The sequence below is a fragment of the Phyllobacterium sp. 22552 genome (assembly GCF_052044585.1).
In the GTDB taxonomy this organism is placed as follows: Bacteria; Pseudomonadota; Alphaproteobacteria; order Rhizobiales; family Rhizobiaceae; genus Phyllobacterium; species Phyllobacterium ifriqiyense.
The window spans coordinates 270,816-285,510 of sequence record NZ_JBQENG010000008.1 but is presented as its reverse complement, the minus strand read 5'-3'; the positions used below and the strand labels follow the sequence as shown (position 1 = coordinate 285,510).

The 14,695-nt window shown below is 54.0% G+C and carries 12 protein-coding genes; 2 read left to right on the top strand and 10 right to left on the bottom strand.

Going from position 1 to position 14,695, the window contains the following annotated elements:
- Positions 1-73 precede the first annotated feature (73 nt).
- From ACTJI9_RS19375 to ACTJI9_RS19355, 5 genes are all read right to left on the bottom strand, one after another.
- Positions 74-1,252, bottom strand: coding sequence for a M20 aminoacylase family protein (locus ACTJI9_RS19375; RefSeq protein WP_440810338.1), 1,179 nt, complete (start codon positions 1,250-1,252; stop codon positions 74-76).
- Between the two features lie 66 nt (positions 1,253-1,318).
- On the bottom strand, positions 1,319-2,098 hold the full coding sequence (locus tag ACTJI9_RS19370; RefSeq protein ID WP_440810336.1) for an amino acid ABC transporter ATP-binding protein: 780 nt from the start codon (positions 2,096-2,098) through the stop codon (positions 1,319-1,321).
- Entirely contained in the window at positions 2,095-3,054 is a 960-nt protein-coding gene (locus ACTJI9_RS19365) for an amino acid ABC transporter permease (protein ID WP_440810334.1), read from the bottom strand. Before ACTJI9_RS19365 ends, ACTJI9_RS19370 begins: the two co-directional genes overlap by 4 nt.
- Positions 3,051-3,938 (bottom strand): ABC transporter substrate-binding protein, encoded by an 888-nt coding sequence (locus tag ACTJI9_RS19360; RefSeq protein WP_440810333.1) that lies wholly within the window; start codon positions 3,936-3,938, stop codon positions 3,051-3,053. Before ACTJI9_RS19360 ends, ACTJI9_RS19365 begins: the two co-directional genes overlap by 4 nt.
- The gene (locus tag ACTJI9_RS19355) at positions 3,928-4,950 is read right to left on the bottom strand and encodes an ABC transporter substrate-binding protein (protein WP_440810331.1); all 1,023 of its coding nucleotides are present in this window, start codon (positions 4,948-4,950) and stop codon (positions 3,928-3,930) included. Before ACTJI9_RS19355 ends, ACTJI9_RS19360 begins: the two co-directional genes overlap by 11 nt.
- Positions 4,951-5,053: 103 nt before the next feature.
- On the opposite strand from ACTJI9_RS19355, the gene ACTJI9_RS19350 reads away from it, so the two are divergent.
- Both ACTJI9_RS19350 and ACTJI9_RS19345 read left to right on the top strand, forming a co-directional pair.
- Complete coding sequence (locus tag ACTJI9_RS19350) at positions 5,054-6,382, top strand: PLP-dependent aminotransferase family protein (protein WP_440810329.1); 1,329 nt, start codon at positions 5,054-5,056, stop codon at positions 6,380-6,382.
- 261 nt (positions 6,383-6,643) lie between these two features.
- Positions 6,644-7,609 (top strand): magnesium and cobalt transport protein CorA, encoded by a 966-nt coding sequence (locus ACTJI9_RS19345; RefSeq protein WP_440810327.1) that lies wholly within the window; start codon positions 6,644-6,646, stop codon positions 7,607-7,609.
- Between the two features lie 6 nt (positions 7,610-7,615).
- Here the strand turns inward: ACTJI9_RS19345 and ACTJI9_RS19340 are convergent, their stop codons facing one another.
- The 5 genes from ACTJI9_RS19340 to ACTJI9_RS19320 form a co-directional block, all read right to left on the bottom strand.
- On the bottom strand, positions 7,616-8,638 hold the full coding sequence (locus tag ACTJI9_RS19340; protein WP_440810325.1) for a DUF808 domain-containing protein: 1,023 nt from the start codon (positions 8,636-8,638) through the stop codon (positions 7,616-7,618).
- Positions 8,639-8,752: 114 nt separating this feature from the next.
- A complete protein-coding gene (locus ACTJI9_RS19335) occupies positions 8,753-10,480 on the bottom strand; it encodes a Na/Pi cotransporter family protein (protein ID WP_440810324.1) in 1,728 nt (575 codons plus the stop codon).
- 74 nt (positions 10,481-10,554) lie between these two features.
- Entirely contained in the window at positions 10,555-11,634 is a 1,080-nt protein-coding gene (pstS, locus tag ACTJI9_RS19330; RefSeq protein WP_440810322.1) for a phosphate ABC transporter substrate-binding protein PstS, read from the bottom strand.
- 641 nt (positions 11,635-12,275) lie between these two features.
- Positions 12,276-13,511 carry a diguanylate cyclase gene (locus ACTJI9_RS19325; RefSeq protein ID WP_440810320.1) on the bottom strand — a complete coding sequence of 412 codons (1,236 nt, stop codon included), beginning with the start codon at positions 13,509-13,511 and terminating at the stop codon, positions 12,276-12,278.
- 911 nt (positions 13,512-14,422) lie between these two features.
- The gene (locus ACTJI9_RS19320) at positions 14,423-14,626 is read right to left on the bottom strand and encodes a hypothetical protein (RefSeq protein ID WP_440810428.1); all 204 of its coding nucleotides are present in this window, start codon (positions 14,624-14,626) and stop codon (positions 14,423-14,425) included.
- Positions 14,627-14,695 lie beyond the last annotated feature (69 nt).

Here is a 14,695-nt window from a genome sequence, read left to right as displayed (position 1 = left end):
GGCCACCTGCAGCTTTCACTGCCGAGGAGGATCGCAGCCGATCCCGTGAGGGGCTTAGACACCAAGTTTAATATTATGCTAGATATCGCTCTGTCAGCCGCGCCCACATTGCTGCGCCGACAGTAAGGCTTTCATCCGCGAAATCATATTTGTCGCTATGCAAAATTGGCGAATTCACGCCATTGCCAAGACGCAGGAAACTTCCCGGCTTATGTTGCAGAAAATGTGAGAAGTCCTCACTGCCCGGAATAAGAGGGCAGATTGAAACCTTATCCGCACCAACCAATTCCTCGGCCACGGTCCGCGCAAATTCGGTTTCCGTTTCCGAATTCACGACAACCGGGTTGCCCCGCGTATAATTGATATCCGTCTTTGCTCCAAACCCATCGGCGACGGCACTTGCCAGTTTGGTGATGCGCGCCTCCAGAAGGTCACGGATTTTCGGATCAAAAGACCTTACGGTGATAAGCAATCTTGCGCTTTCGGGAATGACATTTGCCACCTCCCCGCCATGTATCGCTCCGACCGTTACAACCGCTGTTTGCGTGGGATCAATATTGCGGGAAACGACCGACTGGAGAGCAACCACAATATTGCAGGCAATCACGACCGGATCAATTGTCAGATGAGGGCGCGAGGCGTGACCGCCTTTGCCGTGAACCTTTATCTCGACAGTATCGGCTGCCGCCATAAGCGGACCTGAGCGCATCAACCATGTCCCTTCCGGTGCACCCGGATGATTGTGCAGGCCAAAAATCGCGTCAAAGGGGAACCGTTCAAAAAGACCATCGGCGATCATTGCCTGCGCACCACTCCATCCTCCTGCTTCTTCGGCAGGTTGGAAGATGAGGTTCACTGTTCCGCTGAACCGGCGTGTCCGCGCGAGATATTCGGCCGCTCCCAGCAGTACTGTCGTATGGCCATCGTGACCGCAGGCATGCATCTTTCCCGTAAACTTGCTGGCATATGGCTGATTGGTTTGCTCTTCGATCGGCAAAGCATCCATATCCGCCCGAATGGCAATGCTCTTGGTTCCCGCGCCTACGGTCAGACGGGCGACCACGCCATGACCGCCGACATTGCGGGTGACCTCATATCCCCAAGCCTCAAGCTTTTCTGCAACGAAACGCGCAGTTTCGGCCTCCTCGAACGAAAGCTCAGGGTTGGCGTGGAGGTGATGCCGGATCCGGGTCAGTTCGCTTTTCATCGAGTCAAAATCGGCAAGGCGAGCAAAGTCATTATCAGGTGTCATGATCATTCCGGTGATGTGGGGATAAAACCACCCTGGAACGGGTAGCGCTTTTTCGATGCGGATAGGCTAAATGAAGCGCGAAAGGAAGCTTCTCGTTCTCGGGTGCTGAGGATTACCAAGAACATCTTCCGGCTTTCCGTGCTCAACCACTTTGCCATCATCCATGAACACGACGCGATCAGCCGCTTCGCGGGCAAACCCGATCTCGTGGGTCACAACGATCATTGTCAGCCCTTGGTCTGCCAAATCGCGCATGGTCGCCAGCACTTCACCGACAAGTTCCGGATCGAGTGCAGATGTCGGCTCATCAAAGAGCATCAACTTTGGCTTGATTGCCAGCGCACGGGCGATAGCTACGCGCTGTTGCTGTCCGCCAGACAATTGTCGCGGATAGCTGTCTGCCTTTTCCGAAAGGCCAACCCGCTTCAAAAGTTTTCGCGCGTTTTCAGCCGCTTCTTTGCGGCTCTCGCCATGAATACCAACAGGTGCCTCCATAATATTCTGCAAGGCTGTCATGTGCGGGTAGAGGTTGAACTGCTGGAAAACCATGCCAATCTTGCGCCTTTGCAGGGCGATGGAATAATTTGACAGCCGTTGTAGCCGGTCCTTGCGGAGCTTGTACCCGATCTGCTCGCCATCCACCTCAATCGAACCTTGATTGATTGATTCCAGATGGTTGATGCAGCGCAGGAAAGTGGATTTACCTGAACCCGACGGCCCAAGCACGACCACCACCTCACCTGGCGCAACATCAAGGTCAATACCTTTGAGAACTTCCAGTTGCTCGTAGGATTTGTGCACATTTCGCGCTCTCACAAGAGGAGCCGCACCGACGATTGCGTTCATCGTGCCACCTCCTGCGCCACGTTTCGGGAAGGCACGGCAGTCGCTGCTGGAGCGTCGTCCCGCGCCACCTTACCGGCTCCCGATTGGCGGTCGCCACGGCTGTAATAGCGTTCGATATAACTCTGCCCGATATTCAAGACCGACGTGATGAGAAGATACCAGATGACAGCAACAAGCAGCATCGGAACAACTTCAAAGGTACGGTTGTAAATCGACTGAACGGAATAAAGCAGATCCGCCATCGCAATAACGCTGACAAGCGACGTTGCCTTGATCATGCTGATCAGCTGGTTGCCGGTCGGCGGAACGATTGAACGCATAGCCTGAGGTATGATGATGCGACGGAGCGCGCGGGCACGCGTCATGCCGAAGGACTCTGCAGTTTCAAATTGTCCCCGGTCGACCGATAGAAGGCCGCCGCGAATAATTTCGGCCATATAAGCCGCTTCATTCAGGGCAAGTCCTGCGATCGCAGCGGTCATCGGGCTGATTACCGAATTGGTATCCCAGCTCATGAAGGTGGGTCCGAACGGAATGCCGATCGATATTGTGGGAAATAGTGTGGAGAGATTGTACCAGAAAATCAGCTGCACAAGCAGCGGTGTTCCTCGAAAGAACCAGATGAAAAGCGAGGCCAGTGACTTGGCCAGCCCGTCCTTCGACATCCTTGCAACGGCAAGGAGCAAGCCGACGGCGATGCCGATCACCATTGCGACAACCGTCAGGCCGAGCGAGACGTAAAGCCCGCTTATCACGGTCGGATCGAAAAAATATTCCGCAACGACCGGCCATCCGAAATTATCGTTCTTGGCGACCGACCATGCGCAATAGGCTGCAATTGCCAGGGTCAGGAGCCAGGCGGCAAAGCGCCCTTTTGGAAACGGAATGTGGGCCTCGGCAACGTCCCTTCCGATGCCGCCGCCGGGCGGCATCAATCCTTCATCAACTCTGCTCATTTCGGCAATGACCCGCCAAGATTTATACCAGGCTCCTTGAGCATATTGTTCTCAAGGCCCCATTTTTTCATGATCGCTGCATAGGTGCCGTTGTCCATAAGCACTTTTATAGCATCACGCAAAACTGGCCCGAGCGGCGAGCCTTTCGGCACAACCGCGCCTTGGTAGAGATTCTCAAAACCGTTTTTTTGACCAACCCCGGTCAATTCAAGCTGACCATTGGCTTGGGTAACGAAATAGGTAAGCGGTGCTTGCGACGAGAAGAATGCGTCGGAACGCTTCGAACGCACTGCTAAAATGGAACTTGGTTGGTCGGTAAACGACTGAACCTCAATCGCCTCCTTGCCATCCGTTTTGCATTTCTCAGCCTGAACCTTGATCACCTTTTCAGCCGAGCCACCCGCCATCACAGCAATGCGCTGCCCGCACGCGGAATCTAGCGAAGTTATCGCTTTCGGATTGCCCTTCTGCACGGCGAAAACCACAAACTCCTGAACCCAATCGACAAAATCATTGGCCTCTTCCCGTGACTTGAAATCACCAACCGGGCCGAACGCGAACTGATAACGGCCGGAATTGACGCCCGCCAGAAGAGCAGGCAACCCGCCGACAGTCGCGTGTTCGATCTTGACTCCAAGTATTTGACCCAGCGCATCCGTCAGGTCTGCACTTGCGCCCGTCATTTCCGTTCCTGTTACAATTTCATAGGGTGGGAACGATCCGTTGTTGACGGATATCATTTTTCCAGCCGAGCGAATATTTTCGGGCAGTTTGGCGTGGAGTTCATCATTTACCGGAAGCTTGGTGGCATTTTCTTGCGCCAAAGCAGAGCCGCAGATCATTACACTCGCCAGTGCGAGACAGGCTAAATTTTTATGCAACATGTTCATTCCCCTTTATTTTCATTTTCATTTTTGCAATGGCAATGCTGGTATCACTGCCATCAGTGTCGAGCGGAAAAAGTACCTCCGGCAAAAGCCGCTGCGGGAGAATCCCTTGGGTATAAAGCTCGTCGATGAAGCCCTTTATCATCGCGTAATTTTCGGCAAAGCCGCTCGCATTCCAGCCCGCCGGCAGATCGGAGGAGCACCGGAGAAGCTCATCGAACATCCACGGCGTTGTCTCGGCATATTTACGGCGCTTGTTTAGCCAGACACGTTGGGATTCATCGATCAGATTGCTAAGCTCGGGGATGATCCACGGATGCTCGGCTACAATATCTGCTTTGATGCCGATAAGGTGCATGCCGGGAACATAGCCAACCTCATCAAAATAATGGCGCTCAGCACTCCGAAAATCGGCGAGAACCTGCCGGAAGGAGGAACCTTCTGAAAAAAAGCCATCCGGCATAAAGGGCGTGAAGATCGCATCCAGTTCGCCATCCACCAACATGTCGACCATTGGTTTTTCGCCCGGTGCGCCTTCAATCCTTCCGGGGCGGGCAAAGCCATCGAGACGATCGGTAATTGGATGAGCCGCTGTCAGCCTGCCCGCATACCACATTGCATCTTCAACACCTACGCCTTCCCTGCGAAGCGCTGCCCGCGTCCACGTATTGCCAGAGTCACGCCAGCCAGTGACCCCGATACGTTTACCCGCAAGATCGGCCAGTTTTCGAACTGGACTGTCTTTGGTCGTGATGATGCAGCGGTGCCTGAAACCCCGCATGATGAAATTTGGAATGCCGACTATGCTTTTATCGCCTTCAAAGCACAGCTGGGTGTAACGGCTGAAGGACACTTCCGCAGCGTCATAGGCGGCGCTCTTTCCCACATGCGGAATCAATGTGCCTACGCGATCAACCTCGATATCAAGTTTTGGCGAGGTCACGTCCCCTAGAACGAGAGGGGTCATATAATCCCAATCCCGGAGAGCAAGACGAAGGGTAATCGGCATAGACAGTCACTCACAATTTATTCTTATCCACCTCACGTTAAATGTTCAAATTCAGGTAATCAAATGTTATTACGTTATTGAACATTTAAAAATAGGTGATGAAATGAATGACGCGCGGGACGCCGACTGGTTCGCTCAAAGGCTGAAGGACCGGACAATTCGCGGTATTGCAATAGAAACCAGCGCATTAATCCGTGGGGGCGCATTGCCCGTGGGAACCAAGCTCCCGGCCATCCGCGATCTTGCTTTTGCGCTGGGAATTAGCCCTGCAACCATTTCCCATGCATGGCATGAGTTACGTCGGCAAAAGATTATCAGCGGGCGAGGCCGCAATGGAACATGGGTCAGCGGTGACCGTTTTATGGCGCAGCCGGCGCGTCTGGCGAGTGTTGGCAATTACGGAAAGGGCGCGTTGGATCTCACTGCCGCCGTGCCGGATGTCACGCTGCTGCCCCAACTTGCCCAGGCCATGGCTTATGGTGCTTCGGCTGAAAATCTTAATAGCTATGAGCGCAGCCGCATCCTTCCCGAATTGGAAATCGAAGCTAGAAAGACCTGGCCCTATGAGCCGGAAGCCTTCCTTGCAACAAATGGTGGCTACAATGCGGTTTATACACTGATACACGCTCTGGTCCTTCCGGGCGCCAGCGTAGCGGTAGAAGACCCCACCGGGATGCGCTTGCTGGATATTCTGGAAGATCGCGGTGTGCGTATCATTCCCGTGACGTGCGATAATGAGGGCCCAACACCTTCGTCGCTGGAGGAAGCGCTGAAATTTCGGCCGGTTGCCTTCCTGTTTCAGCCACGTGTTCACTCCGTCACGGGCCAAAGCGTCAGTCCGCAGCGCATGGAGCGCTTGGCCGAGATTTTGCGTGAGACGGATACATTGATTGTTGAAGACGATGGCGTTGCCGATATCAGCGAGGCCCCGAGGCATTCGCTTGGCCGTTTTTATCCCGACCGGGTCATCCACATTTTGTCTTATTCAAAAACGCATGGCCCTGATCTGCGCCTGGCTGTGCTTTCAAGTTCGCGGGCTATCGTTGAACAGATACAGTCTTATCGCAGCTTTAGCGCAGGCTGGACAAGCCGTATCCTGCAGGCAGCCGCGGCTTGGCTGCTGCGCGATGAAGCAACACACGAAACATTGCGCCAGGCGCGGGCAATCTACCAGACAAGACGCGGCAACCTTGTTGCGGCATTGCGGGAAAGAAATGTCGAAGCAGCTTCTGGCGGAGGCTTATGCGCTTGGGTTTGCGTTTCGTCCGAGCCCTTTGCCATGGTGACAATGGCGGCGCGCGGCATAGCTGTTCATCCCGGAGCCAAATTTTCAATTCTCCCCAGCAGCCACCTGCGGGTGGCTACGGCCACTTTGTCAAATCGCTGCAAGGAGGTGGCCGATGCCATTGCTCTGGCGGCAGTGCATCGTTGAATAATTTCACGTTTTCGTTTGCAAGGGGCAGGCCAACGTAGATACGCCGGCCACGAACGCAATGCCCGCAACACGCTCCTTGACGAATCCTTTGGTCGCTGCACTTATCATTTACAGCGAACGGCTGTGTCTTGAGACCCCACCCGAAATACAGCCGAGGCGAAATTGGTTCACACGGTTGTCACTCAACAGTGGCTATCAAGTCATGACTGATCGTATCTGCGGAGTACTTGTCGTGATCCTAATCCCAAATGGACGCGCATGAGCGTCGTCGCATGTTATCTTTATCGTGATGGCAAACGATTGAAAGACGTACCGTTCGATGCAGTGTCCATCCCGGAAACAGATTGTGATTTCATCTGGATCGGGCTGCACAAGCCCACGCCTGAAGAGCTTTCACTGCTGAAAGGCCGGTTTGGTCTTCATGAACTTTCGATAGCAGATGCCCTCAGCTCTTTGCAGATGCCGAAGCTGAGCGCCTATGATGATCAGCTTTTTGTCGTCGCAAAAACCGCGCAGCTTGCGGGTGACCGAATAAGCTATGGCGAAACCGCGATTTTCGTCGGAAAGCGCTACATAATCACGGTGCGCCATGGTTCGGATCGGGGCCATGGCGAATTGCGCGGCAGACTGGAAACCTCACCTCAGACCCTTCGCCATGGAACCGATTATATATTGCATGCCATACTCGATTTCATCATCGACGGCTACCTTCCTATAGTACGAACGATCGAGGACACGGTTCTCGACATGGAACGGAAGATGCTCGACGCGTTCCTTGATCGTGACCAGATCACTCGCATTTTCAGGCTGCGAAGGGAAATTATTCTCTTTCAACGGGTTTTGGACGCGATGCTGGACCTTTGCGGCAAGCTTGTACATCTCGACCTGCCGTGCCTGGACAAGGAGGCAAAGCCCTATTTCCGCGATGCACTTCAACACATGCACCGCGTCGAGACGATGGTAGGGAGCCTGAGGGATGTGATTACCTCTGTTTTCGAGGCGAGCAATTTGCTGGAACAACAGCGGCAGGGAACGATAACCCGGCAATTGGCGGCCTGGGCGGCCATTCTGGCCGTCCCGACAGCAATCGCCGGCATCTACGGTATGAACTTCGATAATATGCCGGAACTGAAAACGACCTACGGTTATTTCGTTGTTCTTGGGATAATCGCCGTCTTGTGCATCGGGCTTTACGTTCGCTTCAAACGCGCCCGCTGGATATAATAGCTTTCATTTCTTCGGATCCGCTAGCGGCTCCTTTGATCGGCGTTGCGGAAGGCATGATTTTATAGATTTCCACATCGGTGAGACCACGTATCCCATAAACGGTATCGCAATCAACCCGACGATAATACCGATAACACCCGCGCCAGCGGCCTCGACGACCCATGCGACAACGGACCCGACAGAAGGCAAGGCATGACTTGCCACCTCGCCCACCCCTTCGATCGCATGAGCAATAGCCCCGGCACCGTAACCCTCAAGTCCGTGCACCAGGATACCGCCGCCCACCCAGATCATCGCGGCGGTTCCGATGATACCGAGCCCTTTCAGAAAATAGGGCATGCCCATAACCAACCCGCGGCCAACTGCCCGCAAAAGCGGGCCGACGGGAGCTGCCGTTTGCGAGCGCGCCAACACCAGGCCAAGGTCGTCAGCCTTAACGATCAGGGCCACACCCCCATAAACAACCAGTGTGATACCTATGCCCACAACTGCAAGTATGAGGGCCTGCGTCAGTACATTCCCCGACGGAAGCGACGCAAGCGTGATGGCCATGATTTCAGCCGACAAAATGAAATCGGTCTTGATCGCGCTGGCAACCTTCTCGTCTTCAAGAGATTTGGAATCGATGCTGGCCGTTTCAAGTGCAGCCTCATGCGAATGGGCGGCATGCGGCAGCAGAAGCGCATAGATTTTCTCCACGCCCTCATAACACAGATATACGCCGCCGATCATAAGGAGAGGCGTAATCGCCTGGGGTGCAAGCAGGCTCAGGATCAGTGCTGCGGGGAGCAAGATCACAAGTTTGTTCTTGAGCGACCCCAGGGCGATCTTGCCGATAATCGGCAGCTCTCGCGCGGCTGAAAATCCGGTGACATAGCGCGGTGTGACTGCTGCATCGTCGATTACGACACCGGCTGCTTTCGCCCCGGCCTTCGCAGCCTGGCCAGCGATGTCGTCGAGAGAGGCCGCTGCAACCTTCGCCAATGCCGCAATGTCGTCGAGGAGGGCGATCAGTCCAATGCTCATTAAGCCTCCACCAGGAAACCGGATCTATAAAGCGGAATAGCATCCGCAGATATCAATGCAACGTGGCATCTTTCAAAAGAAGATGCCACGCGCAAGCTAATACGGCAATGTGCGTTACTCCGCAGGCATTGGGCTCAGTCCGCCTTCGTTCATTGGGCGAACCTTTTCGCGTTTCTGGGCAGCTCTCGAAAGCACGCTCTGGCGATTGACTGACTTCCGTTCACTTTCGATACGCTCAATGAGAATTTCCGCACGTTCAATAGAGCCAAGAAGTGCCAGAATTGTTCCACGCTCGGCAGCACCGGCATTCGGTCCCAGCGCCAAGGTTCTCGCGCGCAATTCCTCCACATCCGGAATGCTTATGTGGCCCGCTGGCATCGGTGGATTGGTAACACCGTAGTCCGGCATAATACCCTGCAACGACGCATCAAGCTTGTCGAGAGCAACATCAACGATGACGCGCGCTGCTGAACTGAATTCTTCACGTTTCACGCGTCGGGCGACCTGATGAAGCGACTCAGTCAATGCAGCGGTGAAATCCGCCTCTTCAATCAGGCTGGCGACAAGATCCAGCTGTTCGTAAGGCAAGTCTTCTTTCATCAGCGAAGCTGTATATTCACGTATATCGCGACTGAGAATATCGGTGGCAAGATAATGTTCACCCGGATCGGACGGTGCGGATTTTGCAGACCGTGCAATATCCAGAAACATGGCGCCAGCCTGAAGATGACGAGCAGTTTCCTGCTGAACTGCCGGGATTGCTTTTGCAAAATCCCCGGCAAGTTTGCGGTCGAGGAATTTGGGTGTCGAATAATCTTCCGCGTCCTCAGCGTCGGTACGACCGATCCGTGCCAATACACTCTCAAACACGCCTACGAAAGGAAAGAGCAACGCCGTATTGAATACGTTGAAGAACGTGGAATAAAGACCAACGGCAACCGGAACAAGCGGGAAAGTTTCCTTGCCCTCCACGACAACAGGAACGCCCGGATCACCCCCAAACCACTGCATCGCCCAAGCAAGAACTTCGATCGAGACGAAAAACAACGGCACGGTGATACACACGCCGATGATATTGAATGACATATGCGCATAAGCGGCGCGCTTGGCATTCTTGGACAAGTTCAGGGATGCTATCCAGGAGGTAATTGTGGTTCCAAGATCCGCGCCAAGAGAAAAGGCGACCGCAGTGGTCCAGTCGAGCACCCCGGCAGCGCCCAACCCCATGACGATACCGATTGTAGCCGAGGATGAGTGGATCATCGCGGTCACACCAGCTGCAATAAGAACGCACTTGATCAGGTTGAAATAAGAGTCTGCCTGGAGGGTGGAAAGAACCGACATCACTTCCGGGATATTTCGGAGCGGTCTTAGACCACCGGTCATCAGGTTCAACCCGTAGAAAATCAGGGCAAAGCCCATGCAGGCAAGCGCGATGTTGCGCACTTTGTCATTCTTCGAAAAACAATAGACCAACGAGAAAAGGCCGGCAAAGATCAGACCGAGCGGCCCAAGAGGGAGCGCAATCAAGCCATTGCCAAGTGTGGTGCCGATATTCGCTCCCATTATGACACTGATGGCAGGCCTCAATCCAACGACCCCGGCGTTCACCAGGCCTACTACCATAACAGTCATCGCTGTTGATGATTGAATAACGCCCGTGATCAGTGTACCGGCCACAACACCTTTTATCGGGGTTCCTGCGGCTTTGGCCAGAAATGCCCGCATCTTGTTGACCGAAAGTGCCTGGATGCCATTCGACATGAATTCCAGACCAAGCATGAATATTCCGAGCCCACCGATCACCGGCACGAGAATATCCTTGAAAATATCTATATCCATTGCGTCTTATCCCCATAGCGCCAAGGCGCGGTCCATTGATCTGCCTGCATCCCCTTGCAGGCATGCTTTAGCTTTCATTGCGTTGAGGAGCCGATCAGCCAATATTGCTTTATCCGGCTCACCAGAGGTTCCGATAAAGGCACATAACGCAGGGCCTGCGCATCGCGGCCGCCGCTCTCAAATGCCAGTCGGAAATAGTCATGGACACGGCGATAGCGACCAGGTGAACGACCCTCTATTGGCACGACGGCATAAGTGGCACCGCATATCGGATAGGTCACGTCTCCGGGCTGGTCAGTCAGGGATAGGGCAAAATCCTCCGCCTTCGTCCAGTCAACGGCCGCTTGCGCTGCGCTAACACCCTCCGGGCCGGGCAGAACGAATTTGCCTGACTTGTTCTCAATGGCAGCAACCGTCAGTTGTGCTCTTTCGACCTGCCCATATTCCGCATAGGCAATGGCGCCCTTTGTGGCTTTCACCGTAAGAATTAAGTCTTGTGTCCCTTCGACACTGGTCCCCCACGGCCAGGCTATCAGCGTGTCCGCCCCATATTTCGCTTTCCACTCATCATTCTGGGAGGAAAGGTAGCTGGAGAACATATAGGTAGTGCCTGATCCATCCTTGCGATGGATGGGACTGATCTTGATGTCGGGGAGATTTAATTCCGGGTTTAACTGTTTTATCGCCGCGTCGGACCATGATTGGATTTTGCCAAGATAAATATCTGCAAGAAGCGGCCCCGACAGATTCAATCGGCCAATGCCTTCCAGATTAATCGCGATGGCAACGCTGCCCAACACAATCGGAAATTGCTGACGCCCATGTTTGGCAAGTTCCGCATGCGATAATGGAACGTCTGTTGCCGCAAAATCCATTTCCGGCTGGCTGAGGCGCATAACACCTGCAAGCGATCCTACCAATTCATAGTCTACCGTCCAGTCCGGCGAAGTGAAATCTCCACCATCTGTGCGGGATGCTTTGTAGTTTTCAGCCCATTTCGCAATGATGGGCGCTGCAAATGTCGAGCCGGCGCCGCGGATTGGCTCAGCCATAACGGGTGAACCTGACAACAGACTTAGGACCAAAAGTGCCGACCCGACAAGGTCAAAAGCTGCCGGTCTTGTCTGGCAGATACGCAATAACAGACGTTCCATCGTCAAGACCTCGATCACTATCGCTGAAAGATCGAAGCGTGTCCCGGCATCCGCCGCCAGGCGATGGATGCAGAGACGTCCGACTGACGCTCCGAAAAAATAATCGTACTTTTTCAGTATCTCTGTTTCTTAAAACATTAATGACAACTCCAGTGTCTTCTCAAGAACCTTCCGGTGGTGCCGGACCACTGCATTGTGTTGGAAACGGCAAGGGTAGTTGGATCAACATCATAGCGGATAACAAGGTGGCCACGGACTCCAGGGATGTGAGCTGGTCCGGAGCAATGCTGGCGCGCTCCTTGTCCGCCGGTGATGCCCAGTCCAACCTCCTCGCCATCTGTAGCGCGGCGCACACAAGCGCATATCCGAGGCGCTGGTCGGGCCAAGCTTCGAGTATTCTCCTTGATCTCGGCAACGACGTATTGTCTGGTCGCTGGGCTGCACATGACACATCCATGCCGTGCCCTGCCGGGTTCCTAGCCGTGAGTAACGTCGTACAGCCCCGTGCTTTGAACTGATCGACAGCATAAGTTTCTGCCGCGTGTTCAATCGCTTCTGTTGGCGGTGTGATTGTTGGCTGGCAACACGACCAGTGGTCGTCCCGCTACGACTTCAACTTCCGGCGAGTCCTACACGCCAGCCTACGCATGTTGGACACGATCCCGCCCTGCCCGTTTTGCAGCGTAGAGGCCTGCATCTGCTCGTGAGATCACTTGGGCAAGGTCTTCACGCGGGCGGACCTCGGCAACGCCGAGGCTCACGGTGACCTTCCAGGAGTGGGGTAGCCCTTTGAATTCGGCCTCCCGTACTTGATTGCGTAACTGTTCGGCGAATGCGAAGGCGCCGGCCGCATCGCAATCGGGCATCAGGACAGCAAATTCCTCGCCTCCCAGTCGACCGCAGACATCGATGTTTCGTACTGCTTTCAAAAGCAGGTTGCCAAAACCACTGAGAACGTGGTCGCCTACCTCATGACCGAAAGTGTCATTGATCGCCTTGAAGTGATCAATGTCGGCGACAAGGAGGCTAACAGGTCTGGCTGCCGAAATATGGAAATGAAGCATAGTCTCCTCATCAAAACCCCGCCGGTTCAGCAGTCCCGTCAGAGGATCCGTGGCCCTTTCTTGAATAAGCACCTCCATCTTATCTCCTATGGCTACTGCCAGTAGAGCGAGAGCTAGTGCGACGCCCAAAACAGCCAAAGAAAACTGTAGAGCCAGCCAGAAGGCACTGAAACCGAAATCCTGCGCGCTCGGAGCCCTGGTTCCAACGGTTAGAACGGTCCGAGGGAAGAAGTGCATGGAAAAAGCGAGCAGTATCCAGAAAAGGATACGCTCGGAGGATCTTCCGAGGCGCAGGTGACGCAACGTCCAGGCTGTAGCCAGTAGGATCAGGCCTAATCCGAAATTCAGGATGTAAATGCGCACCAGCAACTGACGGTCAACGTAGAAGAAATAAGCGATTCCGCCAACGACCACCAGCAAACCGAAATGGTACCCGAGCTTTCCAAGCCGCTTTCCCGAGCGCCGGAGCAGGCCGTCACTGAGTAGCAGCACGCTCAGCGTATAAAGGAACGCTGAAACAACGGCATTCGAACCAATACCTGATGGTATGGCAAAAATCTGAGACGACGTTCCCAGACTGAACACCAGACAAGATGAGCCAAAGAACAAAAGATAGTCCTGTTTTCGCTCTCTGCTCCATGCAAACAGGAAGCACAAGGCGAACACCAGAAGAATAGTAGGCGCTATCATTACAAGAGGATTTGAAGGTGCTCGCATCGGTTTGCGGAACGCTCGTTTTTCAAAGGTCGATGGAGTGAACAGGCGGTTGATGACTAGCATAATAAATTTGCGGGTAATACACTGCTTTGCCATGAACATTGTTTTGGGTAAAAGCCACTTTTATCGTCCAATCGAGGCCATGTTCCTGGGCGACAATGAGGATTGCCCCGGAGCCGGATCACGGGTAACCAGCTTCTTCGGTTAGGTGCTACCTGAGCATGCATTGCGCCACGCCATAGCATCGCAGCAAGTCCTTGCAACAACAGTGCGATCTCGCCTGCTCGGTTTTGCACGTCGAACAAACACAAGGCGCAATCAAACAGGTGATATGAATCCCCTCTGGTCGAGCATAAGTTCCAAGTTTTCCATCCATGCGATATTATTTAGGGAAGATTCGCCACGATGCTAAATCTGACAAGCGCCTATGCGGCAGAGCATGAGTCGGACGTTGACGAACACACAAATTTGCGTCGGGCATCTGAAGGTAGCGAGCTCCGACCTTAGAACCACCTACTGCGGCAATTCCCTGATCTTGCAGCAGCGCGATTGGATAGAGGTAAGATCGACCTCAGGAAGCGCGCTACCGCCTGGAGTCTCTGGAACAGCGCTTTGAATATATCACGCGATATGAAAAGATACTTAGTCGCCCGCAAGCAGGCAAAGTATTGGCGATTCTCCGGCTATATGGCTCAAGCTGCCTTCCGATGCGGCGCAAATACAGTTTAGTTCGGGCGAGCCCGTAATCATCAAAACGGCATGACTGGCTACCGTCCACCATGGGCAGTTTTGAAACAGTCAGCGAACCAGGGTTGGAAAAGGCCGAGGTCTGATAGTCGTCGATTACGAAGATGTGCCCTGGCTATCGTGTGTTTGAAAGACGACTTTGCCCCAAAAACAACGTTCGCATATCGTTTTACTGTCGCGATCCAAACCAGGTGGCGACCCCGTCAATTTCGTTGGTAAGCACGCCGCCATTATATCTCTCCGGCAGGCGGATGAGTTCTTCAGCAGTTCAATCCCAGTCGAGAAATCGACGCCACGATAGGCGGCAGAACACGGGAAGCCGTGCATGTGTCGTTGGTGACGCCGCGCTCATCAAAACGCTGGGCAATTCCACGGTACGCAAGAAGAACTGGCTTGCCTGAAAGCCGCGGCCCAAGCAAGCTCGTATTGTTGAGGAAGACCAGATAGCGAGTTGTTCTGCGCAAACTTCACCCTCCCCCCGACCAGAGTCCAAACAAATCTGAAATCTGCTTGCCATCTCGGGGTGGCACAAA